General features: G+C 65.2%; 26 protein-coding genes, 1 tRNA gene and 1 pseudogene. 18 read left to right on the top strand and 10 right to left on the bottom strand.

Features of this window, described 5'->3' with window-relative positions:
* Positions 1-52 precede the first annotated feature (52 nt).
* Entirely contained in the window at positions 53-223 is a 171-nt protein-coding gene (locus ACTS1Z_RS14030; RefSeq protein WP_442625096.1) for a DUF1674 domain-containing protein, read from the top strand.
* 195 nt (positions 224-418) lie between these two features.
* Here the strand turns inward: ACTS1Z_RS14030 and ACTS1Z_RS14025 are convergent, their stop codons facing one another.
* Positions 419-1,405, bottom strand: a complete 987-nt coding sequence (locus ACTS1Z_RS14025) for an NAD(P)H-dependent glycerol-3-phosphate dehydrogenase (protein ID WP_442625095.1) — start codon at positions 1,403-1,405, stop codon at positions 419-421.
* On the bottom strand, positions 1,402-2,436 hold the full coding sequence (gene tsaD / locus ACTS1Z_RS14020) for a tRNA (adenosine(37)-N6)-threonylcarbamoyltransferase complex transferase subunit TsaD (RefSeq protein ID WP_442625094.1): 1,035 nt from the start codon (positions 2,434-2,436) through the stop codon (positions 1,402-1,404). The genes ACTS1Z_RS14025 and tsaD overlap by 4 nt, the downstream gene beginning before the upstream one ends.
* A gap of 41 nt (positions 2,437-2,477) precedes the next feature.
* On the opposite strand from tsaD, the gene hemC reads away from it, so the two are divergent.
* The 3 genes from hemC to ACTS1Z_RS14005 all read left to right on the top strand — a co-directional run bounded on the left by hemC (position 2,478) and on the right by ACTS1Z_RS14005 (position 5,082).
* A complete protein-coding gene (gene hemC / locus ACTS1Z_RS14015) occupies positions 2,478-3,413 on the top strand; it encodes a hydroxymethylbilane synthase (RefSeq protein WP_442625093.1) in 936 nt (311 codons plus the stop codon).
* Entirely contained in the window at positions 3,410-4,090 is a 681-nt protein-coding gene (locus ACTS1Z_RS14010; RefSeq protein WP_442625092.1) for a uroporphyrinogen-III synthase, read from the top strand. The genes hemC and ACTS1Z_RS14010 overlap by 4 nt, the downstream gene beginning before the upstream one ends.
* Before the next feature lie 77 nt (positions 4,091-4,167).
* Entirely contained in the window at positions 4,168-5,082 is a 915-nt protein-coding gene (locus ACTS1Z_RS14005; protein ID WP_442625091.1) for a hypothetical protein, read from the top strand.
* Positions 5,083-5,088: 6 nt separating this feature from the next.
* Here the strand turns inward: ACTS1Z_RS14005 and ACTS1Z_RS14000 are convergent, their stop codons facing one another.
* The 3 genes from ACTS1Z_RS14000 to ACTS1Z_RS13990 form a co-directional block, all read right to left on the bottom strand.
* On the bottom strand, positions 5,089-6,006 hold the full coding sequence (locus ACTS1Z_RS14000; protein ID WP_442625090.1) for a tetratricopeptide repeat protein: 918 nt from the start codon (positions 6,004-6,006) through the stop codon (positions 5,089-5,091).
* A gap of 106 nt (positions 6,007-6,112) precedes the next feature.
* Positions 6,113-7,000, bottom strand: coding sequence for an HpcH/HpaI aldolase/citrate lyase family protein (locus ACTS1Z_RS13995; RefSeq protein ID WP_442625089.1), 888 nt, complete (start codon positions 6,998-7,000; stop codon positions 6,113-6,115).
* 10 nt (positions 7,001-7,010) lie between these two features.
* Positions 7,011-7,349, bottom strand: coding sequence for a hypothetical protein (locus ACTS1Z_RS13990; RefSeq protein ID WP_442625088.1), 339 nt, complete (start codon positions 7,347-7,349; stop codon positions 7,011-7,013).
* A 114-nt stretch (positions 7,350-7,463) separates the two neighbouring features.
* Here ACTS1Z_RS13990 and ACTS1Z_RS13985 point away from each other — a divergent pair, with 114 nt between their 5' ends.
* From ACTS1Z_RS13985 to ACTS1Z_RS13970, 4 genes are read left to right on the top strand one after another with little or no spacing between them, the layout of a single operon-like run.
* Positions 7,464-8,069: a DUF6445 family protein gene (locus ACTS1Z_RS13985; protein WP_442625087.1), complete on the top strand. Its 606-nt coding sequence runs from the start codon at positions 7,464-7,466 to the stop codon at positions 8,067-8,069.
* 59 nt (positions 8,070-8,128) lie between these two features.
* Positions 8,129-8,509 (top strand): hypothetical protein, encoded by a 381-nt coding sequence (locus tag ACTS1Z_RS13980; RefSeq protein WP_442625086.1) that lies wholly within the window; start codon positions 8,129-8,131, stop codon positions 8,507-8,509.
* Between the two features lie 7 nt (positions 8,510-8,516).
* Positions 8,517-9,605, top strand: a complete 1,089-nt coding sequence (locus tag ACTS1Z_RS13975) for a PHA/PHB synthase family protein (protein WP_442625085.1) — start codon at positions 8,517-8,519, stop codon at positions 9,603-9,605.
* Complete coding sequence (locus tag ACTS1Z_RS13970; RefSeq protein ID WP_442625084.1) at positions 9,602-10,186, top strand: GNAT family N-acetyltransferase; 585 nt, start codon at positions 9,602-9,604, stop codon at positions 10,184-10,186. The genes ACTS1Z_RS13975 and ACTS1Z_RS13970 overlap by 4 nt, the downstream gene beginning before the upstream one ends.
* Here the strand turns inward: ACTS1Z_RS13970 and ACTS1Z_RS13965 are convergent.
* The gene (locus ACTS1Z_RS13965; RefSeq protein ID WP_442625083.1) at positions 10,183-11,073 is read right to left on the bottom strand and encodes an alpha/beta hydrolase; all 891 of its coding nucleotides are present in this window, start codon (positions 11,071-11,073) and stop codon (positions 10,183-10,185) included. The genes ACTS1Z_RS13970 and ACTS1Z_RS13965 overlap by 4 nt on opposite strands.
* 163 nt (positions 11,074-11,236) lie before the next feature.
* Between ACTS1Z_RS13965 and yghU the strand changes: the two genes are divergently transcribed.
* On the top strand, positions 11,237-12,148 hold the full coding sequence (gene yghU / locus ACTS1Z_RS13960) for a glutathione-dependent disulfide-bond oxidoreductase (RefSeq protein ID WP_442625082.1): 912 nt from the start codon (positions 11,237-11,239) through the stop codon (positions 12,146-12,148).
* 28 nt (positions 12,149-12,176) lie between these two features.
* Here yghU and ACTS1Z_RS13955 read toward each other — a convergent pair.
* A tRNA-Gly gene (locus ACTS1Z_RS13955) sits at positions 12,177-12,251 on the bottom strand.
* 140 nt (positions 12,252-12,391) lie between these two features.
* Between ACTS1Z_RS13955 and ACTS1Z_RS13950 the strand changes: the two genes are divergently transcribed.
* The 5 genes from ACTS1Z_RS13950 to ACTS1Z_RS13930 all read left to right on the top strand — a co-directional run bounded on the left by ACTS1Z_RS13950 (position 12,392) and on the right by ACTS1Z_RS13930 (position 15,612).
* Positions 12,392-13,339 carry a tetratricopeptide repeat protein gene (locus tag ACTS1Z_RS13950; protein WP_442625081.1) on the top strand — a complete coding sequence of 316 codons (948 nt, stop codon included), beginning with the start codon at positions 12,392-12,394 and terminating at the stop codon, positions 13,337-13,339.
* Complete coding sequence (locus ACTS1Z_RS13945) at positions 13,339-13,980, top strand: LON peptidase substrate-binding domain-containing protein (protein ID WP_442625080.1); 642 nt, start codon at positions 13,339-13,341, stop codon at positions 13,978-13,980. The genes ACTS1Z_RS13950 and ACTS1Z_RS13945 overlap by 1 nt, the downstream gene beginning before the upstream one ends.
* 9 nt (positions 13,981-13,989) lie before the next feature.
* On the top strand, positions 13,990-14,187 hold the full coding sequence (locus ACTS1Z_RS13940; RefSeq protein ID WP_442625079.1) for a Trm112 family protein: 198 nt from the start codon (positions 13,990-13,992) through the stop codon (positions 14,185-14,187).
* Positions 14,188-14,207: 20 nt separating this feature from the next.
* Positions 14,208-15,101, top strand: coding sequence for an aminoglycoside phosphotransferase family protein (locus tag ACTS1Z_RS13935; RefSeq protein WP_442625078.1), 894 nt, complete (start codon positions 14,208-14,210; stop codon positions 15,099-15,101).
* 208 nt (positions 15,102-15,309) lie between these two features.
* Entirely contained in the window at positions 15,310-15,612 is a 303-nt protein-coding gene (locus ACTS1Z_RS13930; protein ID WP_442625077.1) for a UrcA family protein, read from the top strand.
* Between the two features lie 69 nt (positions 15,613-15,681).
* On the opposite strand, the gene ACTS1Z_RS13925 is transcribed toward ACTS1Z_RS13930, so the two are convergent.
* Positions 15,682-16,914, bottom strand: a complete 1,233-nt coding sequence (locus ACTS1Z_RS13925; RefSeq protein ID WP_442625076.1) for a UbiH/UbiF/VisC/COQ6 family ubiquinone biosynthesis hydroxylase — start codon at positions 16,912-16,914, stop codon at positions 15,682-15,684.
* A gap of 121 nt (positions 16,915-17,035) precedes the next feature.
* On the opposite strand from ACTS1Z_RS13925, the gene ACTS1Z_RS13920 reads away from it, so the two are divergent.
* From ACTS1Z_RS13920 to ribA, 4 genes are all read left to right on the top strand, one after another.
* Positions 17,036-19,330 carry a DNA translocase FtsK 4TM domain-containing protein gene (locus tag ACTS1Z_RS13920; protein ID WP_442625075.1) on the top strand — a complete coding sequence of 765 codons (2,295 nt, stop codon included), beginning with the start codon at positions 17,036-17,038 and terminating at the stop codon, positions 19,328-19,330.
* 87 nt (positions 19,331-19,417) lie between these two features.
* Positions 19,418-20,053 carry a LolA family protein gene (locus tag ACTS1Z_RS13915; RefSeq protein ID WP_442625074.1) on the top strand — a complete coding sequence of 212 codons (636 nt, stop codon included), beginning with the start codon at positions 19,418-19,420 and terminating at the stop codon, positions 20,051-20,053.
* A 317-nt stretch (positions 20,054-20,370) separates the two neighbouring features.
* Positions 20,371-21,165: an exodeoxyribonuclease III gene (gene xth, locus ACTS1Z_RS13910; protein WP_442625073.1), complete on the top strand. Its 795-nt coding sequence runs from the start codon at positions 20,371-20,373 to the stop codon at positions 21,163-21,165.
* On the top strand, positions 21,158-22,237 hold the full coding sequence (ribA, locus tag ACTS1Z_RS13905) for a GTP cyclohydrolase II (protein ID WP_442625072.1): 1,080 nt from the start codon (positions 21,158-21,160) through the stop codon (positions 22,235-22,237). The genes xth and ribA overlap by 8 nt, the downstream gene beginning before the upstream one ends.
* Here ribA and ACTS1Z_RS13900 read toward each other — a convergent pair.
* Together ACTS1Z_RS13900 and ACTS1Z_RS13895 are read right to left on the bottom strand one after the other, a co-directional pair.
* Entirely contained in the window at positions 22,234-22,896 is a 663-nt protein-coding gene (locus tag ACTS1Z_RS13900) for an HAD family hydrolase (protein ID WP_442625071.1), read from the bottom strand. The genes ribA and ACTS1Z_RS13900 overlap by 4 nt on opposite strands.
* A 2-nt stretch (positions 22,897-22,898) precedes the next feature.
* Positions 22,899-23,150 (bottom strand): annotated as a pseudogene (locus tag ACTS1Z_RS13895) (YggS family pyridoxal phosphate-dependent enzyme); the annotation flags it as partial.

Below are 23,150 nucleotides of genomic sequence, written 5' to 3'. Positions count from 1 at the left end.
CTAAGAACCCCGAAATGGGGATTGTCAGGCAGTTTGGCAATTGGAGCATATCATGGCCGGAAAACGCCCCGACTGGGTCGAAGTTCCCGCGCATCTATCGGAAAACCCACCCGTTCCCGAACCCGAAGCGCCCAAGGAACAGGCCGAACATGGCGGCAAAGACGGGCTCGAGCCTACCCGCTATGGCGACTGGGAACGCAAAGGGATCTGCTGGGATTTTTGACGTCCACGTCAGCCAGAATGGCTGATGCGCACGTCAACCCTTGCGAAGGCAAGGGCCTGCTGCGCTCGAATATATCCCTCGGGATCGAATTCCGAGTGCTCCTGCGAAGGCAGAAGCCCAGGGCGGCAGGCGTAAACTCCACAGCCCTGGATTCCTGCCTTCGCAGGAATACAACCACATTTCATCCGCGCCGCTCTAGCGCTCGCTCTTCAGCGGCCGCGCCATCAGCGCTTCGACCGTCGCATCGACCGAGGTCTTGCCCTCCAGCAGCGCACAAACCGCCTCGGTAATCGGCATTTCGACCCCCGCGTCGTGCGCGGCCTCACGCAATACGGGCGCGGTATGGGCGCCTTCGGCAACCGTCGTGCGATCGGCCAGAAGCTCTTCGGCAGACCGCCCTTCGCCAAGCCCCTTGCCGAGCGAGAAATTGCGCGAACTGGTCGACGAACAGGTCAACACGAGATCGCCGAGCCCCGACAAGCCGGCCAGCGTCTCGGCTTCGGCGCCGCGCGCGAGGCCGAAGCGCGTCATCTCGGCAAAGCCGCGCGAAATCAGGGCCGCGCGCGCATTCTGCCCCAGCCGCTTGCCCTCGACGACGCCGCAGGCGATGGCGAGCACATTCTTGACCGCGCCCCCGATTTCCGCGCCGACGACGTCCTTGGAGAGGTACGGCCGGAATGTGGGGCTGGCGAGGCGTGCGGCCAGCGCCTTGCCGAGCGCCTGGTCCTCGCAGGCGAGCGTCACGGCCGCGGGCAGACCCGCCGCGACCTCATGCGCGAAGGTCGGGCCCGACAGCACCGCGATCGGCGAGCCCGGATAGACCTCCGCTGCCACTTCGCCCATCAGCTTCTTCGTCCCCGCCTCGATGCCCTTGGCGCAGAGGATCAACGGCGCAAACCCGATCGAGGCGGAACTCAGGGTATCGCGGACATGCTGCGCCGGCGTCACGACGAGGATGGCGTCGCAATCGGCGAGATCGTCGATCTGGCTCGTGGCGCGGATGCTGCGAGAAAGCGGGATATTGGGCAGAAACAGCGGGTTGGCGCATTGATCGTTGATCGCGCGCACGACATCGCCCTCGCGCGCCCAGAGCATCACGGAGCCGCCGCTCTGCACGGCGCTCTGCGCGAGCGCCGTGCCCCAGGCGCCGCCGCCGATAACGCCGATCGTGTCCATCGTCATGCCTTTACTCCTGCCCCGCGCGCCTTAGCCGCATCGGCATCGAGCGGCCAGCGTGCGCGCGCCGGAACGTCGAGCGGATCAGTGAGTCCGGCGGCGAACCGCTCCGCACCCGCCCAAGCGATCATCGCCGCATTGTCGGTGCACAGCCAGGGCGGCGGGGCGATGTAGTTGAGACTCTCGTTTACAGCCAGAGCCTGCAGTGCGCTGCGGATTGCGGCGTTTGACGCCACGCCGCCGGCGACGACCAAGGCATTGATATCGCCCACCGATTCGAGCGCCTGTTCGGTCCGGTCGATCAGGCAATCGATCACCGCTTGCTGAAAACTGGCTGCGATATCCTCGGGCGCATATTGCCCGCTGTCGCGCGCGCGCAGAACCGCGGACTTGAGGCCGGCAAAGGAGAAATGCGGTTCGTCCGAACCCATCAGCGGCCGCGGCAGCGGTACCGCTTTCGGATCGCCTGCCTTCGCCGCCTCTTCGACCGCCGGGCCGCCTGGAAAACCGAGGCCAAGCAGTTTCGCCGTCTTGTCATAGGCCTCGCCCGCCGCATCGTCGATCGTCGTCGCGAGCCGGCGATAGGCGCCGACGCCCTCGACCAGCAGCAGCTGACAATGGCCGCCCGATACGAGCAGCAGCAGATAGGGGAATGCGAGATCGGGATCGGCGAGGCGCGGCGACAGCGCATGGCCTTCGAGATGATTGACCGCGATCAGCGGCTTTCCGCCGGCGAGCGCCAGCCCCTTGCCCGTCATCAGCCCGACCATCACGCCGCCGATCAGCCCGGGCCCCGCCGTCGCCGCGACGGCATCCACATCGGCCAGGGATAATCCCGATTCCTCAAACACTTGCGCGACGAGTGGCGTCATGGCGTCAACATGCGCGCGGGCCGCAATTTCGGGCACGACGCCGCCGAACGGACGGTGCGCGGCCTCCTGCCCGGCCAGCGCATGCGCGAGTATCTCTCGCTCGCTCGTCACCAGCGCGGCCGCGGTTTCGTCGCAGCTCGATTCGAGTCCCAGGATGATCGCCATCGCCCTTCCCTGCCACCGCATCACCGGCTAGCACAAGCCTTATGGATGCCCCCCGATATTCGACGCCGCTGCGCCTAGGGACGCGCGGCTCGCCGCTCGCCATGGCGCAGGCCAATATGGTCAAATCCGCGCTGATGGAAACACACGACCTGGCGGATGCGGATATCGAGATCGTCACCGTCAAGACCACCGGCGACATGGTGCAGGACCGCGCATTGGCCGAGATCGGCGGCAAGGCGCTGTGGACCAAGGAGCTGGATCGCGCGCTGGGCGAAGGCGAGGTCGATTTCACCGTCCATTCGATGAAGGATGTGGAGACCATCCGCCCGGCCGACATCGCGCTCGTCGCCAACCTGCCGCGCGCAGATGTCCGCGACCGGCTGATCGGTGCAGATAGCGTGGACGCTCTGCCGCAGGGCGCGCGGATCGGCACCTCCTCGCCGCGCCGCGCCGCACAATTGCTGAGCCTGCGGCCCGATCTCGCCATCGAAACGCTGCGCGGCAATGTCGCGACCCGGCTTGCGGCGGTCGACAGCGGCACGATCGACGCGACGCTGCTCGCCGCCGCCGGGCTCGACCGGCTCGGCCATGACGATCTGGGTGCGGCGATACCGGTCGAGACGCTGCTGCCCGCGGCGCAGCAGGGCGCGGTCGGGATCGAGGCGCGAGCCGACGATGCGCCGGTGCGCGCCATGGTTGCCGCGATCAATCATGACGCCACCTGGCAGTGCGTGGAGACGGAACGCGCGCTGCTCTATGCGCTGGGCGCGGACTGCCATTCGCCCGTCGCGGCGCTTGCCCGGGTCGATAATGACGCCATTACGCTCGTCGCCGAACTGCTGCTGCACGATGGCAGCGAGAAGATCGCACTCTCGGCGGAGGCCCCGGTCGACGACCGGCTCGATATGGCGCGCGATCTCGGCAAGGCGCTGCTCGATGGCGCGAGCCCGGCGGTACGGGCCTTGTTCGCCGGGTGACGTCACAACTCGTCATCTTCCGACCCGAACCCGGCGCGAGCCAGACGGCGAAGCGCGCCACGGATGCGGGATGGGACGTTCTGACTCTACCGCTCTTCACGGTCGCGCCGCTGGACTGGGATGCGCCCGATCCGGCGCAGTTCGACGCCGTGCTGCTGACCAGTGCAAACAGCGTGCGCTTCGGCGGCCCCGGTCTCGCGCGATACCGGCATCTGCCGCTCTACGCGGTCGGCGCGCAGACCGCCGAGGCCGCGCGGGAAGCGGGTTTCGAGACGATCGTCACGGGCGATGCCGGCGCGGCGGCCATGGCGGACAGATTGCGCGCCGATGGCAAGCACGCAGTCTTTCACCCTGCCGGTGAAGCCACACGCCCGTTCGACGAAAATGGGCTCTCCGTCACGCGCGCCGCCCTCTACGCGGCGCGGCGCGCGGACCCGCCCCATCTTGACGTCATCGCCGACGGCGCCGTGCTGCTCGTGCATTCGCCCCGGTCCGCGCTCTATCTCGACGAACTCTGTTCGGCGCAGGCGATTGCACGCGAGCGGCTGCACCTTGTCGCGATCAGCGAGGCCGCGCTCGCAAAGGCCGGAACGGGCTGGAAGACGGCCGTCGCGGCGGAACGGCCGAGCGATGCAGCCATGCTGGAGGCGGCGGCCGCGCTTGTCGATCCGCGCTAGGCGAACGCCATGCTATGGGGTACAGCGTGCGCCCGGTGCGTATCTCCGCACCCGTTTGAGGAGCCACGAACCGCATAATGCCGCGCGATTACGAACCGATCGAAACCGAGGACACGCCGCGCCAGTCGCTGATCCGCGTGCTCATCATCGCGGGCGTCGCCTTTCTCGGCGGGGTGATCGGCATGGGCTGGTTTCTCGTAAACTATGGCGGTTCGATGGGGATCTTCCCGGTCCAGAACGAAGCCGAGACGTCGCCCGAAAGCAGCGCGGCCGTCGCCGAGCTCGAGCGGCAACTCGACGAAGCCGAACCGGGTGCGCCGGGCGCGCCCGTCGGCGAAGTGCCGGATACCGCCGAAATCGAGGCGGACCGCGCGACGCTCGCACGCCGCGTAGCCCAGCTCGAAGACCGGATCGACCGGATCGGGACGCGCGCGGGCGCGGCGGCCGGCAATGCCGATCGCGCCGAAGGGTTGCTCGTCGCCTTTGCCGCGCGGCGCGCGCTCGATCGGGGCATCGCGCTCGGCTATATCGAAGGATTGCTGCAGGAGCGGTTCGGCCGGTCCGCGCCCGAGGCCGTCGCCCGGGTCATCGCGGCATCGCGCCAGCCGGTGACGCTCGACGGGCTGCAGTCCCGCCTGACCGAGCTCGAACCGGCACTGATCGGTATCGGCGAGGATGAGAGCTGGTGGGATGCGGCGCGCCGCGAACTCTCCGAACTGTTCGTGTTGCGGGAGGCGGGAACCCCCTCGCCCGCACCGCGCCAGCGCCTGCAGCGGGCGCGCGACAAACTCGCCGTCGGCCAGGTCGATACCGCGCTCGCCGAGATACTGCGCCTGCCGGGACGCGAAGCCGCGGAACAATGGATTACCGATGCGCGCCGCTATGTCGCTGCGCGCAACGCGCTCGACCGGATCGAGACCATCGCGCTGATGGAGCCGCGCATCGCCGAACGCCAGCGCCAGGAGGCCGAGGAAGCGGAAGCCGCCGAATAGCTCTGCCTATTCCGAAGTTTCGGCCGCACGCCGCGTGTACAGCCCGTCGAAAGCAACCGACCATGTCTCGCCGCCATCGCTCGACGTTTCCCAATATTGGCGGACGGCGCCGCCTTCTTCGACAGACCAGGTCACGCGGTTGATCGTACCCGTCGCCGCGCTGATCGGGAGATCGGCATCGGTCAAGACCATCGCGCCATTTTCGTCGAGATTGCCCTCGATATAGACGGGCACCCCATTGTTCGCCATCCAGCTCTGGTGCCAGCGGCCGGAGATGGAATCGTAGAAATTGATGCTCATCCCGGTATAGCCGCCCGCATCATATTCCTCGAGCACGACGCAGCCGCCATGCCGCGCCGATATCCGGCTCGATGCGGTGGGCGTCGTGGCGCCGCCGGCCGTGACGTCCCACTCGCCGAGCCAGAAATCGAAGGCGCGATACGCAGGATCGGTGCAGGGCGTCATCGCTTCGACGGCCGCCACAAAGCGCGAATCTTCCGCCAGCGGCGCAAACTCTGTGGCCGCAGCGATCGTGCGCCCGATTGGCGTACCCGCTTCCGCCAGCGTTTCGATTTCGGCAAGCGCGGCTTCCGCTTCGCCGAGTGCCATCAAGGCGCGCGCCAGATGGTAGCGCGCGCGCGGCGCGGGCGTGAAGCCGGCGGCAATCGCCTGTTCATATGCCGCACGCGCGCCGGCGAAATCGTCGGCCGCATGGCGCGCCTGGGCGAGGCTGAACCAATTGGCGGCATTGGCCGGATCCGCTTCGAGCAGCGCTTCATAGGCCGCGGCCGCGGCGCTCCAATCTTCGGCCGCGAGGAGCGCATCCGCATCCTCCTGCGGCGTGGCCCATGCCGGCTGCGCGCCCGCCAGCACCGCAGCCAACGCCAGCACCGTGCCGCGCATCCCAATTTTCATATCTTTCATAGTCCGCCCCTTTTTCACGCCATGTCTACGGCATGTTCTTTGGTACGGATCGAACTAAAGAGGAAACGCCGCAATCGCGGTTCGACGAACGGCGGCTGGCTATCGATCAGCCGGGAACATCTTCTCCCGCGCGTTCCAGAACGCGTCTGGCCTGCAACAGGTGGGGGCGATCCAGCATCTTGCCGTCGAGGCCGATCGTGCCGGCGCCGGGATTGGCGGCGAACAGCTCCACCACCTGCCGGGCATGATCGATCTCGGCCTCGCTCGGCGTGAAGGCGGCGTTGATGATCGGCACCTGCGCGGGATGGATGGCGAGCTTGCCGGTAAAACCCTCGCGCCGGCCCTTGTCGCAATCGGCGCGCAAGCCCTCATCGTCGCGGAAATCGGCGAACAGGCTGTCGACCGGCTGGACCCCGGCCGCAACCGCTCCGGCGAGGCACAGCGAGCGGGCGAGCTTGTAGGTGAAGCTGAGTTCGCCATCGGCATCGAATTTGCTCGACGCGCCGAGCGCGGCCGACAGGTCCTCCGCGCCCCAGGTCAGCGCGACGAGCCGCTTGCTGACATCCGTATAGCTGCCGAGGCCGAACAGGCTCGCGGCGGTTTCGGTTGCGACGGCACTGATCTTGGTCGTGCCGATCCGGATCCGGTTCGCGCCCTCCTCCGCATCGAGCATCCGGCGCAGCGTGGCGATATCCTTGCCGCTTTCGCTCTTCGGCAACATCACGCCATAAGGCCGGGCACTGACTACGGCGCGCAGGTCGGATTCCGTCAGCCGGCCGTCGAGCGGATTGATCCGCACCCAAAGCTGCGCACCGTTCCGGTCCGCGTCCCTCAACGCCGCCGCTGCAATTTTCCGGGCATCCCGCTTGTTCGCATCGGCCACCGAATCCTCGAGATCGAGGATGATCGCATCCGCCTCGCCGGCCAGCGCCTTGGCGATCTTCTTCTCGCTATCGGCCGGCACGAACAGCCAGCTCCGCGGGATTCTCGGCATGCGTGCGCGCCTAGCCGCTTGCCGTATCGGGCAGGTCGATGATGCACTCCTGAACGCTGCGCGAGAGGAACTGCCCCGCCTCGAACGCCTGATCCTCGTCGAGTTCGCCGCGCAGGCGCAACGCCTCTTCCTCGTCCTCGGCGATCGATGCGATCACGAAGGCATGGGTTTCGGGGGTAAGGCCCTGTGCCTGTTCGTCGAGACAGGCGCAGAGCTCGGCGTCGAGCTGCCCCTGCGCGTTGCAGGCGGCGGCAAAATCGCCGGCCTCGGGCCCCGAACTGCCGCACGCCGTAACGCCCGCCAACGCGGCAAGGGGAATGGCAGCGCGGAAAAGAAGGGTATCGGTCATCGCAAATCTCCCTATCGACTCGCGCATGATGATGCCGCCCGGTTGCTTGACAGTCCAGCGGCGATGAAACAGGCCGGGTCCATAGTCTGCTGTCCTTGGTTTCAGGTGCCGTCCATGCTGCCCTCGCTTATCGTTGTCGACGATTTTCTGAGCGATCCGCATGGCGCGCGGCGGCAGGCGCTGGCGCTCGATTACGATCCGGCGTTCAAGAACGGCAATTATCCCGGCATCATCTCGACCAAGCCCCTGCCGATCCAGGGTCTGGACGCCAGCATCTCCCGGATCGTCGGTACGGTGGTGAAAGCCGATCCCCAGACGAGCCATGGCCATTGCCGCCTGACGCTCAAGGCCGACAAGGGGAAGAGCGGCGTCCATATCGATCCGTGCTTCTATTCGGGTATCCTGTATCTGAGCCTCGACGAGCATTGCCGCGGCGGCACCGATTTCTTCCGCCACCGCCGCACCGGGCTCGACGCGGTGCCCAACGATCCGGCCAAGCTCGCGGCGACCGGCTATACCGACCCCAATGTGCTGATCGAAGACGTGGTCAACAAGGACACGACGCTCGCCAGCAAATGGGAGCGCACGACGCGCATACCGATGCGTTTCAACCGGCTGATCCTGTTCAAGCCCTGGCAGTTTCACAATGCCGGGCCCGGCTTCGGCAAGGACAAGGAAACCGGCCGGCTCGTCTATCTCATGTTTTTCGCCGCGGCTTAGCGCTCGACTCGCCTCAAGCCGCGCGCCATAATCACGGAAAACCGCAAGAGGAGGGGCCGATGGCCGAGAACAGTCCGAGCGATCCGATGGATGCGCTGCGCAAGGCCATGAGCGATCTCGAGGCGCGGTTCGACGAGATGTCGAAAGCGGTGTTCGGCACCGATGCCTTCGCCCGCACCACCGGCGCGGCGACCGAGCTCGGCGCGAAGGTCCAGAAGGGCGTGTCCGAGCAGATGTCGAAGAATCTCGAATTCTTCAACATGCCGAGCCGGCAGGACATCACCGCGATCGGCGAGCGGCTGATGACGATGGACGAGCGCCTCGTGCGGATCGAGGAAACGCTGGCGCAACTCGTGCCGGACGAGTCCTCCGCGTCGTCCGGCCCGCCGCGGACCCGCAAGCCGCCTGCCAAAAAGGGCGCGAAGAAGAAGTCGGACTAGTCGACGCATGGCAAGCGCATCCGAACAGGAGGGCAGCGGCGCTGCATCGGGCGCGGCGATCCGTACGCTCGTCGAGCGCACGATCCAGCGCAACATCAAGGGCGTCGAATATTTCGCGTCGGCCGCACCCGCTGTCGGACTGACGCCGAAGGAAACCATCTACAAGCGCGGCACGCTCAACCTCTATCACTACAAGCCGCTCGTCGACGAAATCTATCGCGTGCCGATCCTGATGGTCATGGCGACGACCAATCGCGGCTATGTTTTCGATATCGCCGAAGAGCATAGCTTCGTCCGTTTCCTGCTGAACGCCGGTTACGATGTGTTCGTGATGGACTGGGATGCGCCGCGGCCCGAAGAGAAGGTCCTCAACCTCGACAGCTATGCCAACAAGTTCATCGACGATTGCCTGCGCCGCGTGCGCGTGGCGACGGGCGAGCAGGAAGTTTCGCTCGTCGGCTATTGCATGGGCGGCGTCCTCTCGACGATCTACACGGCCACCCATCCCGAAGAGGCGATCAAGAATCTCGTCTGCTTCACCACGCCGATCGACTTTTCGGAGATGAAACTCTTCTCCCATATGTCGCAGGAGAAATATTTCGACGTCGACCGGCTCGTCGACAGCGTAGGAAACGCATCGCCCGAACTGCTGCTCACCTCTTTCGACATGTTGCGCCCCTCGGGCCGCGTCGCGGCACAGCGGACGCTGTGGGACAATATGTGGAACGGCGAATTCGTCGAATTCCACCGCAAGATGGACCGGTGGAGCAACGACATGCTGCCGCTCGCCGGTGAATATTTCCGCGATACGGTGAAAAAGCTGATGTGGAAGAACCAGCTGCTTAAAGGCACGCTGGAGGTTGGCGGCCGGACCGCCGATATCGGCAATATCACCATCCCGCTGTTCCACGCCGTCGCGCTGCACGATCACATCGTGCCTTACGAAGCCAGCAAGCATCTGGTCGCGCTGGCGGGATCCGAAGACAAAACCGAAATCGTTCTGAAAGGCGGCCATATCAGCCTGATCGCCGGGCCCAACGCGGCCCGCAGGCTCTGGCCGACCCTCGACGAATGGCTCGCCGAAAGGTCCGTATGACGATGGAAAGCCTGCCCACGACGATAAGCCTGGACGGCACAGACTATGCCCTGCGCGCGATGACGGCGGAGGACAAGGCGGCGATCCTCGCCTTCGCCAAAACGCTGCCTGCGCATGACCTGCTCTTTCTCACGCGCGACATCACGAAGCGGCGCGTCGTCGATGCCTGGATAGACCAGACCGATTCCGGCGCCATCGAAACCGTGATCGCCGAACAGGATGGCAGGATCGTGGGTTGTTCGGCGCTGATCACCGATCCGCTGAGCTGGTCGCCGCATCTGGGCGAGCTGCGCGTGCTCGTCGATCCGGCGGCGCGCCAGCACGGCCTCGGCCGCGTGCTGATCGAACAGTGTTTCGGCAAGGCGCTCGACAAGGGGCTCAAGAAGCTCACCGCGCAGATGACCGTGGACCAGAAGGGCGCGATCACGCTGTTCGAGGAACTGGGCTTTCGCGGCGAGGCGCTGCTGCGCGACCATGTCCGCGATGCCGAAGACACGCTGCACGATATCGTGATCCTCGCCTGCGACGTCGATCGCGCGACGAGCCAGCTCGAAGCCTATGGCATGAGCGAGAGCGGCTAGCCCGTTCTCGCGGCGATATATGCGCCCATCTCGGCGATCGAGTCCCGGGCTTCCGACACCATCGGGTAAAAGGCCTGGAAGACATGGATCATGTCGGGCCAGATTTTGAGCGAGACATCGACGCCCGCCGCTTCGGCGCGCTTCGCAAGCTCGACGGAATCATCGAGCAGCACCTCGCGATCGCCGACATGGACGATCATCGGCGCAAGGCCGGATAGGTCGGCGAGGATGGGCGAAGCCAGCGGGTCGGTCGGGTCCGAGCCCGCCAGATAATGCGCGGCCATGGCGCTGATACCGTCCTTGCGGACCATCGGATCGGCATCCTTGCGCGTCTCATAGGCCTTGGCGACGATCCGCAGGTCCGTCCAGGGCGATAGCAGCGCTGCGCAGGCCGGTTGCGGCAGGCCGCGATCGCGCGCAGCCAGCAGCAGGGCGAGCGACAGCCCGCCCCCTGCCGAGTCTCCGGCAACCGCGATATTTGACGGATCCCGACCCCCGTCGAGCAGCGCGCTGTAGACGGCGACCGCATCCTCGACCGCGGCGGGAAACGGGTTTTCGGGCGCGAGGCGATAATCGACAGACAATCCCTTGAGGCCGCTCGCCTTGCTGAATCCGGATACGAGCCCGCGATGGGTGTTGACCGAACCGACGACATAGCCGCCGCCATGGAAATAGAGCAGGACAGCATCGTCCGCCACGCCTTCGACCCATTGCCATTCGCACGGCACGCCGGCGATCGTTTCCGCCTGTTGCTGCGCGCCGTCTGGCAGCGGAAAGGTGCCCGCGAGCTGCTCCATACCGGCGCGCATCTCGGCCACGGTCGGTTCACCGTCCGGCTGGTTCGCATTCAGCAACTGTACGACGGCATCCATTTCCTGTTTCGACACGGCGCGCTCCCCCGGTTTCTGATGGCGCGCACGCTAGGGCCGATTGGCGGGGCGGTCCAGCCGGCCCAAGCCCAGCCATGGCCCCCCAAAGTTTTCAGACGTGGACTTTGCCGCGCCCAAACGGCAAGCCTTGCCGCAAGAGCCAGCCAGAGGGAAAACCATTATGAGCGACGAAGCCGAAGCCCCCGAAAACCAGCCGCCGGGATACGAGCCGGCCAAGATCTGGACCTGGGACAAGGAGAGCGGCGGCCGCTTTGCGAATATCAACCGGCCGGTTGCCGGGCCGACGCACGACAAAGAACTGCCCGTCGGCAAACATCCGCTCCAGCTCTATTCACTGGGGACGCCCAACGGCGTGAAGGCGACCGTGATGCTCGAGGAACTGCTGGCGCTCGGCCATGACGGCGCCGAATATGACGCCTGGCTCATCAATATCGGCGAGGGCGATCAATTCTCCTCGGGCTATGTCGCGATCAATCCGAATTCCAAGATTCCGGTGATGGTCGATCGCAGCGTCGAGCCGCACCAGCGCGTGTTCGAATCGGGATCGATCCTGCTCTACCTCGCCGAAAAGTTCGGGGAACTCCTGCCGACCGAGCATGCGCCGCGCACCGAGGCGCTGAACTGGCTGTTCTGGCAGATGGGCAGCGCACCGTTTCTGGGCGGCGGGTTCGGGCATTTCTACGCCTATGCGCCGATGAAGATGGAATATCCGATCGACCGCTACGCCATGGAAGTGAAGCGGCAGATGGACGTGCTCGACCGGCATCTGGCCGAAAACGACTATATGGCGGGAACCGAATATTCGATCGCCGATATGGCGATCTGGCCCTGGTATGGCGCCATGGCGAAGGGCGTGCTCTACGACGCCGCGGAATTCCTGCAGGTGCACGAATATACGCACGTCAACCGCTGGGCCGACCAGATCGGCGAACGCCCCGCCGTCCAGCGCGGCCGCATGGTCAACCGCGTGTTCGGCGACCCGGCGAGCCAGCTCCCCGAACGCCACGATGCCAGCGACTTCGAAACGAAGACGATGGACAAGCTCGCGCCGAAGGAAGACGCGGCGGAGTAAGTCCGCGCAATCGCATTTTGGAAGAAAATGGAGCGGGCGAGGCGATTCGAACGCCCGACCCCAACCTTGGCAAGGTTGTGCTCTACCCCTGAGCTACGCCCGCTTAAGCGCTCTTCGGTTATGGCGGCAAACTGTTGCCATCCGGTGAAGAGGCGGCGCAGCTAGCATGCGTCGCGGTATCGGGCAAGGGAAAATCGCCCGCCAAAGCGCGCCCCTTGGGTTTCCCGCCCGCTTCCCCCATATATGCCGAAACCCCCGAACAGGAGTCGAAGCACAGTGGCCACGCAATTGGGACTGACCGAAGATCAGAAGGCCGAGGTCGAGAAATTCCGCGCCGATGTCGTCGAGCCGTCGATGTCCAAGCTCGTCATCCTCGATTTCTGGGCCGAATGGTGCGGCCCCTGCAAACAGCTGACCCCGATCCTCGAAAAGGTCGCAGCCGATTATGCGGACAAGGGCGTCGTGCTGAAAAAGGTCAATGTCGACGAGGACAAGTTCATCGCCTCGCAGTTTCAGATCCAGTCGATCCCGACCGTCTATGCGATGTTCCAGGGCAAGCCCGTGGCCGATCTCGGCCAGGCGCGGACCGAAGGTTCGCTCAAGCAGATGCTCGACCAGATTTTGTCGCAGCTTCCGATCGAAAGCGACGACAAGCAGCAACAGGCCGAGATCGAACCGCTGATCGATATGGGCGAGCAGGTCTTGTCCGACGGCGATGGCGAGCGCGCGCTTTCCATCTTCGGCCAGATCATGGAGATGGCGCCGACCGAGCCCAAGGCGATTTCCGGCTTCGTTCGCGCGCTCGTCGCGATGGGCAAGATCGACGAAGCCAGAGAAATGCTCGCGCAGATCCCCGAAGAGGCGGCGAAGGACCCGGCGATCGCCCGCGCCCAGTCTGCGGTCGATCTCGCCGGGGAAGCAAGCGAGGCGGAGGACACCGGCCCGCTGCGCGCCAAGGTCGAGGCGGATCCCGGCGATCACGAAGCGCGGCTGGAGCTCGCGACCGCACTGATGGCGAACGACGATCGCGACGCGGCGGCCGAGCATCTCTTCCACATTATCGAAGCCGACAAGGACTGGAACGAAGGTGCGGCGCGGCAGAAGCTGCTCCAGCTGTTCGAAGTAGTCGGCCTCGAAGACGAATGGGTCGCCGGCCAGCGCCGCCGGCTCTCGGCGATATTGTTCGGCTGATGAGCGAAAGCCCGATCCGCCTCTCCATCTTCCCGCTTGCCGGTGCGATCCTGCTGCCGCGCGCGCAGCTGCCGCTGCATATCTTCGAACCGCGCTATCGCGCGCTCGTTCAGGATGCGATGGCGCGGGACCGGCGGATCGCGATGATCCAGCCGCGCGGCGAGAGCGACGGCGACCGCCCGGCGCTGTTCGATATCGGCTGCATCGGCAAGATCGCCGAGGTCGAGGCGATGGACGATGGCCGGTTCAACCTGATCCTCGACGGATTGACCCGGTTCCGCATGGTCCGCGAGCTCGATGTGACGACGGCATTCCGTCAGGTCGAAGCGGTGACCGGCGAATTCGCCGACGAGACGGGCGCGGAACCGCTCTCCATCGCGATGCGCGGCGGGCTGATCGACGAATCCAAGAAATTCGCGGCCGCGCTCGGCTATTCGGTCGATTGGGACGCGGTCGACACGCTCGACGACGAAACACTCGTCAACATGGTCGCGCAGGTCGCGCCATTCGATACCGTCGCCAAACAGGCGCTGCTTGAGGCACCGACCATCGACGACCGATCCGAACTCCTGATTCAGTTCATGCAGTTCTTCCGCATGCACCAGCAGGCCGGCGGCGACGACCGCGCGACGCTCCAATAGGCGCGGCCGGTGGGCGAAAACCGGCTCGATCCGCAACTGCTCGAGATCCTCGTCTGCCCGGCGACGCGCGCACCGCTGCGCTATGATACGGAGGCGCAAGAACTGATATCGGAGGCGGCCGGCCTCGCCTATCCGGTCCGCGACGGCGTTCCCGTGATGCTTGTCGAGGAAGCGCGGCGGATCGATGCCCGGGACGCAAACGGCTGAACGCCGAGACCCACGATCCGATGCCGAGCGCGCCGCATATCGATACGCCCCTCGTCCGACGGCTGATCGAGCGGCAATTTCCCGATTGGGCTGACCGCAGAATCGAACCGATACTACCGGGTGGCTGGGACAACAGAAACTTCCGATTGGGCGCGGATATGGTGGTCAGGCTTCCCAGTGCCGAACGTTATGCTTCCCAAGTCGAAAAGGAGCATGTCTGGCTTCCCCGTCTCGCGCCGGCGCTACCTGTCTCCATACCCGAGCCGCTGGCGATGGGGCGGCCCGACGTCGGTTATCCATGCCACTGGTCCATCTATGGCTGGCTCGAAGGCGCAACGGCGCGGCGCGACCGCATCGCCGATCCGAGCGATTTTGCTGTCGCGATTGCAGATTTCCTCAACGCCCTGCACAGCATCGATACCGACGGAGGCCCGGAGCCCGGCCCACATAATTTCTACCGCGGCGGTCCGCTTTCCATCTATGACGCGCAAACACGTGAAGCGATCATGGCACTTGGAAACGCCATAGATGCACCGATGGTCGCTGAACTCTGGGAGATGGCGCTGGCGAGCCCATGGTCGGGCCCACCGGTCTGGGTGCATGGCGATCTCATGCCGGGAAACATCCTGGTCAAGGCTGGGCGACTGCATGCCGTTATCGATTTCGGCTGTTGTGCGATCGGCGATCCAGCCTGCGATCTTGTCATGGCGTGGACCTTTTTCGAGGAGGAAGAACGCCGCCGGTTTCGCGACGCGCTGAATATCGACGATGGCACATGGCACCGGGCGCGCGGATGGGCACTCTGGAAAGCCCTGATCGTGCTGGCAGGTCTGTCGGGGACCAACCGTGCCGAGCGCGAAACGGCCGGGGCAACGCTAAACCGGATACTGGCGGGCTCTCCTACGGCCATGTGAAGGCGCTTCCCGTGTCTCGGCCAGGGGTGACCGCTCAAGGCTTTACCGCAGCGGCCTTGTAATGTCGGAGACCGGTCCGGTCGGCACATCTTCGGTTATGCAATTCTGCATAGCCTGTATGCAATAACAATGTTAGTTGCAAATCAAAACCTTTGTTATTGCCATTCTTGTCAACGCAACCCCTCACCCCTCCCCAAAGGAGCATGACATGAAAAATCTGAGCGCCCTCCTGATCCCCGCCACCCTCGTTTTCGGCGCCATGGCCGCGCAGCCCGCCGTTGCCGGGACGACCACCGCCCCGTCGATCGCAGTCAGCCATGCCGATCTCGACCTGTCGGTCGAAGCCGATCGCAACGTGCTGGAACGCCGGCTGCAGACCGCAGCGCGCGAAGTCTGCGGTACCGGCTACGCCTTCGATCCACGCAGCCGGAATGCCGCGCGCGAATGCCAGGTCCAGACGCTCGAAAGCATTACGATCCCGATGCCGGGCGTCGTCGCGTCGGCCGAATAGCCCCCCGGGACACTCTCCAGTCCCGCCCATTGCCGCCGCTCCGGAAACGGGGCGGCGGTTTTTTGTTGGTCAGACGGTCATGCCCTGCAGCAGGAGCGGCAGTTTCCCACTGCTGCCGCGTGCCTCGTCGATGAAGCGGCGCTTGAGCGGCGGGATGCGATCGACGGCCGTCATCCCGAAGCGGCGGATCTTCGATGCCGTCTTCCCCGGAATGCCGAACAGCCGGGTAAGCCCGTCCGTCGCCATCGCGACCATCAGCGTATCCAAGCTGCGCCATGTCTCGTAGCGTTTGAGCAGCTGCGCATCGCCCGGATCCATACCGAGGCGCACGCCTTCGACCAGCACCTGCGCCAGCGCCGCGACATCGCGGAAACCGAGATTGAGACCCTGCCCCGCGATCGGATGGATGCCATGTGCGCTGTCGCCCACCAGCGCCAGCCGCTCGCCCGTGATTTTCGCCGCATGGTGAAAGCCGAGCGGATAGGAGCCGCGCGGTCCGGCCAGCGCCAGATCGCCGAGGAACGACCCCATCCGCTTTTGCGCTTCGGCGAGGAAGGCGCGCTCGTTGAGCGCCAGCATCGCCGGGCCGTCCTGCTCGTCGACTGTCCAGACCAATGCCGAACGGTGGCCGTTCGCATCGTCTTGCATCGGCAGGAGTGCAAACGGACCGGCCGGATAGAAAATCTCGTATGCAATCGCGCCATGCGGCTTTTCGTGATTGATCGTCGCGACGATCGCATGATGCTTGTAGCGCCACCGGGCGATGCGGATGCCCGCAGCCTCGCGCGTCGGCGATCCACGGCCTTCCGCGCCGATCAGCAGCGATCCCGTCAGCACCGTTCCGTCGTCGAGTGTGACGGTGACGCCGGACGGTTCGCGCGCCACGTCCGTCGCGCTCTTCGCCATGTGCAGGGCGATATGGTCCGCCTTTTGCGATGCCTCGAACAGAGTCGCACGCAGCAGCCGGTTTTCGAACATGATGCCGAGCGGGCCTTCGCCCTCTCCGGGCTCGAAATCGAGGCGGCCTGGCTCCAGCCCGTCGCTCGCGCGGATCGATTCGATCGCGCAGCCCTTGCCTTCCAGCGCTTGCCCCAGCCCGATCGCTTCGAGCATGTTCCAGCTCGCGCTGGCAACCGCCGAAACCCGCCCGTCATAGCTGCTGTCGAGCAGCGCCTCGGCCGGCATCCGGTCGATGACCGCACTCGTCAGGCCATGCGCATCGAGCGCCAAGGCCAGCGTCTGGCCGACCAGTCCCCCGCCCAGAATGATGATATCGGTGTGATTTTCGCCGTTCGTCGCCATAGGGACTCGCTTTAACGCAGCCGAAGCGGGCCGCATAGGCGCTAATGCTTGACGGCGAGTCCGGCACAGGCGCATTAGGGGACTAATACGGAACATTTGGCGCACAAACGGGGAGGCGCAGATGGCTCAAACTGGATTGGCGGCGCAAATGCCGGCCTGGCGCGAAGCGATGCGGCGCGCCGCTTCGCGCTCGACGGCGCTCCTCGTTTCGCTCGGACTTCTGACGCTCGCCGTGCTGACCACCCTTGCGCTCGTCAGCTATCGGCCTAGCGACCCGGCGCTGAACACCGCCGCCGCCGGACCCGCGCAAAACTGGCTTGGCGGGATCGGCGCCTATCTGTCCGAAGCGCTGCTGCTCCTGTTCGGCCCGCTCGTCGGCTTGCTGCTGCCGCTGCTTGTGCTCGTGGCGCTGAGGCTCTGGCGCGATGCGCCGCTCGGCCGCTGGCCGCGCTCCGCGCTCATCATCGCCGTCGCGATCACGCTGATCGGATCGGCGCTCACCCTGCTGGCCGGCGCCAGCATTCGCGGCCTGCCGCTCGGCTGGGGCGGCGTATTCGGCTATGGCGGCGGGACGGCCTTTGGCGGCCTGATCGGGCTCACCGGCAATCCGGAGCTCGGCCACTATCTGGGCTGGGCGCTGGCCGCAGCCCTCGGCGGCGGCGGCATCTATCTCTGGTATCGCGGCCTCGATCTCGACGAGACCGAGCGCGCCTTCCTCTTCCGCCGTGCGGACCGCCCGCACCCGGTCAAGATCTCCGACCCCAAGCAGGAGGCGAAGAAGAAGCCGCAACCGCGCAAAAAGGTCGCCCCGCCCGAGCCGGAAAGCCGGGCACCGGTCATCGCCGACCGCAAGGCCGCGCGGACGCCGGCCAATACCAAACCGCGCCAGCGCACGCTCAACCTCAACTACGAACTGCCGACCGTCGAACTGCTGAACCCGCCGACGGACGAGGGCGGGCAGGCGCTGGACAAGGCGGCGCTCGAACGCAATGCGCGTCTGCTCGAATCCGTGCTCGACGATTTCCACGTCAAGGGCGAGATCGTCGAGGTCCGGCCCGGCCCCGTGGTCACCATGTATGAGCTGGAACCCGCGAGCGGCATCAAGGCGAGCCGCGTGATCCAGCTTGCCGACGATATCGCGCGCAACATGTCGGCCATCTCGGCGCGCGTCGCCGTCATCCCCGGGCGCAGCGTGATCGGCATCGAACTGCCCAACCAGCATCGCGAAATGGTCGTGCTGTCCGAGATGATCGCGAGCGCGGCATTCGAGGATCATTCCGCCAAGCTGCCGATCATCCTCGGCAAGAATATCGCGGGCGACCCTGTTATCGCGGATCTCGCGCCGATGCCGCACCTGCTGGTGGCCGGCACGACCGGATCGGGCAAGTCGGTCGGGCTCAACTGCATGATCCTCTCGCTGCTCTACCGGATGACGCCCGAGGAATGTAAGCTGATCATGATCGATCCGAAGATGCTGGAATTGTCGATCTACGACGACATCCCGCATCTGCTTTCGCCCGTCGTGACCGAACCGGCCAAGGCCGTCCGCGCGCTCAAATGGGCGGTCGAGCAGATGGAGGAGCGCTACCGGATGCTCGCGTCGCTCTCGGTCCGTTCGCTGCAGGGGTTCAACGACAAGGTGCGCGCGGCCAAGGCCAAGGGCAAGCCGCTCGGCCGCCGCGTCCAGACCGGATACGACGCGGATACCGGCCAGCCCGTCTATGAGGAAGAGGAGCTCGAATATGAGCCGCTGCCCCAGATCGTGGTGGTGGTCGACGAGCTTGCCGACCTGATGATGACGGCCGGCAAGGAAGTCGAATTCCTGATCCAGCGGCTCGCGCAGAAGGCGCGCGCGGCGGGCATTCACCTAATCATGGCGACGCAGCGCCCGTCGGTCGACGTTATCACCGGCGTCATCAAGGCGAACCTGCCGACGCGCATTTCGTTCAGCGTGACCTCGAAAATCGATTCGCGCACGATCCTCGGCGAACAGGGTGCCGAGCAACTCTTGGGCAAGGGCGACATGCTCTACATGCCGGGCGGCAAGCAGATCGCGCGCGTCCATTGCCCGTTCGTTTCGGACGAAGAGGTCCGCCGGGTCGCCGATCACTGGCGCGAACAGGGCCAGCCCGAATATATCCAGGCGGTCACCGAGGAGCCGGAGGATGGCGGCTATACGTTCGACGGCCAGCCGACCGGCGAGGATTCCGAAGAAGACAAGCTCTACCGCAAGGCCTGCCAGGTCGTCGCGGAAAGCCAGAAGGCCTCGACCAGCTACCTCCAGCGCCAATTGCGCGTCGGCTACAACAATGCCGCGCGGCTGATCGAGCGGATGGAGTCCGAGGGCAAGGTGAGCGCCGCCGACCATGTCGGCCGCCGCGAAGTACTGATCGATCAGGAAGGCAACCCGGTTTGAGCCTGAACGGGCGGGAACCTCGGGGTTCAGATTGCATTCAACGGATGGCCGCCAGTGAGCGGGCACGATTGAAGAATGGATAGCTCTATGTATCGCCTCGCCGCCCTCGCCCTTGCCGCCGCGCCGCTTGCGCTCTCGGCCGTCGCAATCGTCGCGCCGGAACCCGCCGCCGCTCAGCAGGATACGCTCGCCCAGGTCCAGCGCCATCTGCGCGCGGTCGACACGATGCGCGCGGATTTCATCGAGACCAACCGCGCCGGCCAGTCGGTCCGCGGCGAGATGTTTCTGAAACGCCCTGGCAAGATCCGCTTCTCCTACGAGGAAGGCGTCAACATGCTCGTCGTGTCGGACGGGCGCGCGCTGACCTTCGTCGATTATGACGTGCGCCAGGTGCAGCGCTGGCCGATCGGCGATTCCCCGCTCTCCGTGCTGCTCAACCCGGATCGCGACTTGTCGCGCTACGCTCGCGTGCTCGATTCGCCGCGCAGCAGCGAAGTGCGGGTCCGGGCGCGCGATCCCGAGCATCCCGAATATGGGACGATCACGATCACCTTCCTGCGCAACCCGTCGGCACCAGGCGGGCTCATGCTTCAGGGTTGGACGGTGCTCGATTCGCAGAACAATCTGACGACGATCAATCTCGCCAATCAGCGTTTCGGCATGGCGATCTCCGACAGCACGTTCCGCTATCGCGACCCGCGCCCGCGCAACCGCCGCCGCTGAGTTTCGCGGAAACAGCCACCCGTCGCGCGTCAGACTCCGTCCGGCGTCGGTCCGTGCGTCTCGGTCGGCGAGCGGTGAGCGTTCATTCATCCGGGCGTCAGGAACGGCGCGTTAGACAGGGGCTGTGGAGACGCCGAAAGGCGATACGGAATTCCCCTGTTGTTCGTATCCGCCGTGTCTCCCGCCTAGCGTGACGAACGACTAGGTTTGGCCCCTGCTCCAAATGCCCCCGGAGCGGGGGCCTTCTATTTTGGCCTCCCGACGGACACACGCTTGCCAGTGGCGTTGCCACGTTTTGACGGCTAGAGGCGTCTGTCATGGCGTCTACCCTCAAGATCGCGACCTGGAATATCAATTCGGTCCGTTTCCGCATCGGCATCGTCGAACGCTTCCTCGCCGAAGAAGCGCCCGACATTCTGTGCCTGCAGGAAACCAAGACGGTCGACGAAACCTTTCCCGTCGAAGCGCTGAAGGCCATGGGCTATCAATATCAGGCGCTCCACGGACAGAAGATGCATCACGGCGTCGCCATCGTCAGCCGAATACCCATGCACGAAGACGATCGGCTCGACTGGCAGGCAAATGGCGAGGCGCGGCATGTCGGCGTGCGCCTCGATAGCGGTTTCTATCTCGAAAACGTCTATGTGCCGGCTGGCGGCGATATCCCGGATCGCGAGCAGAACCCGAAATTCGCCCAGAAGCTCGATTTTCTCGAGCGCATGACCGAATGGTCGAAAGCGCTCGACCGTCCGACCCTGCTAGTCGGCGATTTCAACGTCGCCCCGCTGGAGTCGGACGTCTGGAGCCACAAGCAGCTGCTCAAGGTGGTCAGCCACACGCCGATCGAGGTCGAACATCTGGACCGGCTGCAAAAGGCCAATGACTGGGTCGATCTCGGCCGCCGCTTCGTGCCGCCGCCCGAACGCTATTACAGCTGGTGGAGCTATCGTGCGAAAGACTGGGCCGCTTCGGATCGCGGCCGCCGGCTCGATCATATGTGGGCGAGCCCGGACCTCGCCGAAAAGGCCGTCGCGCATACCGTCCACGAGCCGAGCCGCGGCTGGGAGAAGCCATCCGACCATGTTCCGCTGGTGACCGAATTCCGTGTCTGACGCGCCGCTTCCCGACGGCGACAGCCGCAAGGTCGCCCGCGCCATCGATGCGCTCCGGCGCGGCTGGCCGGTAACCTGCGAGGACGAAAGCGGCGCGGTCCGGATTCTCGCGATCGAAACCGCCGACGCCGAAACGCTGGCCCGCTTCGATGACGAAACGCCGGCCGATATCCTGATCGGCGCCGGACGGGCCGAAACGCTCAAGCTTGCCAATCAGCTGGAAGCGGCGACGCCCGGCGCGCCCGTGCGCGTCCGACGCGAGAGATGGCACGATCTCCCCGCCGCCATCGCGATCGCGGATCCCGCATTCGACCTGCAAACGCCCCTCAAGGGGCCGTTCCGCGCATTGCCGCCCCTGCATGCGCACGCCTCGGCGGCTGCGCTCAAGCTGGCGCGGCTCGCCAATCTGCTGCCCGCGCTTTTCGTCGCGGAAGGCCCTTCGGAGCAGGCGATCACGCCCGCAGACATCGCGGCTTATGACGATCCCCACGAATTGAAGATCGCGGCTAGGGCGCGCTTGCCCGTCGCTGCGGCGGAACAGGCGGAAATCGTCGCCTTCCGCCATAGCGCCGACGCCGCCGAACATGTCGCGCTGCTGATCGGCGCGCCGAACGGCAATCCACCGCTCGTCCGGCTGCACAGCGAATGCCTGACCGGCGACGTGCTCGCCTCGCTCAAATGCGATTGCGGGCCACAGCTGCAGGGCGCGATGGCCGCGATGGCGCAAGAAGGCTGGGGCATCCTGCTCTATCTGCGGCAGGAGGGGCGCGGCATCGGTCTCGTCAACAAACTGCGCGCCTATGCGCTGCAGGATCAGGGCTTCGATACGGTCGATGCAAATACCCGATTGGGTTTCGCGGTAGACGAACGCGATTTCGGCGTCGCCGCCCGGATGCTCGATCTGCTCGGCCAGACCGAAATCCGCCTGCTGACCAACAATCCGGCAAAAGTCGCCGGGCTCGAAGCCGCCGGGATCGCTGTCCGCGAACGCGTCGCCCATGTCCATGGCGAAAACCCGCACAACACAGACTATCTCGCGACCAAACGCGACCGGACCGGCCACCAGCTTTAGGCGATCAGCGCGCGAACCTCGTCATATGATCGGGCCACTGCATGCGCGCCCCAATCCTTCATCATTTCGAGATGCCGGGCACCACAATGCTGCCCACCGCCAAAGCCGATGACATACGCCCCGGAAGCGGCTGCACCGGTAATGCCGGTTCGCGAATCTTCGAGGATTGCGCATCGTTCGATTTCAACGCCAAGCTGTTCAGCCGCGTGAAGATACAGGTCGGGCGCGGGCTTGCCGTTGGCAACATCCTCTCTTCCGCTGAACAGATGATTGCCGAAATGCTCCCGCAAACCGATATGCAAAAGATGCGTATGAATCCAGTTGCGCGGGCTTGACGATGCAACGGCCTTCGGAAATCCCTGATCCAGCGTTTTCACAAAAAGCTCGGCGCCGCGCACGGCATCGATACCATGCCGCAGGGCGCGGGCTGCTTCCCGCTCTCTGAACGCACGAAAACCCTCAGGTAACGGTCGGCCGATCCATTGGGTTACCGCGTCATGAAAGGAATCCTCGGCAAGTCCCATGAACAGCGCCATGGATTGCTCTGCCGTTGTCGGGTGCCCCTGATCGGTAAGATATTGGGCAATCGTGCGATTGTCTTCAAATTCGCTGTCGATCAGCACACCGTCGAAATCGAAGATGATCGCACCGAAACGCACGCTTACCCCCGCGGGCCGAACAACGCCGTCCCCACGCGCACATGCGTCGCGCCGCACATGATCGCGGTCTCATAATCGGACGACATACCCATGCTGAGCGCACTCAGGCCGTTTTCCTTGGCAAGCTTGGCGAGCAGGGCGAAATAGGGCGCAGGCTCGAGACCGTAAGGCGGAATGCACATGAGGCCGGCGATATCGAGCCCCGCATCGCGCGCCCGCTTAAGCAGATCGGGCAAATCGGCAATCGCACACCC

The organism is Parasphingopyxis sp., assembly GCF_052168295.1.
Taxonomy (GTDB): domain Bacteria; phylum Pseudomonadota; class Alphaproteobacteria; order Sphingomonadales; family Sphingomonadaceae; genus Parasphingopyxis.
The sequence above is the reverse complement of the archived record's forward strand: the minus strand, read 5'-3'. Positions and strand labels throughout refer to the sequence as shown.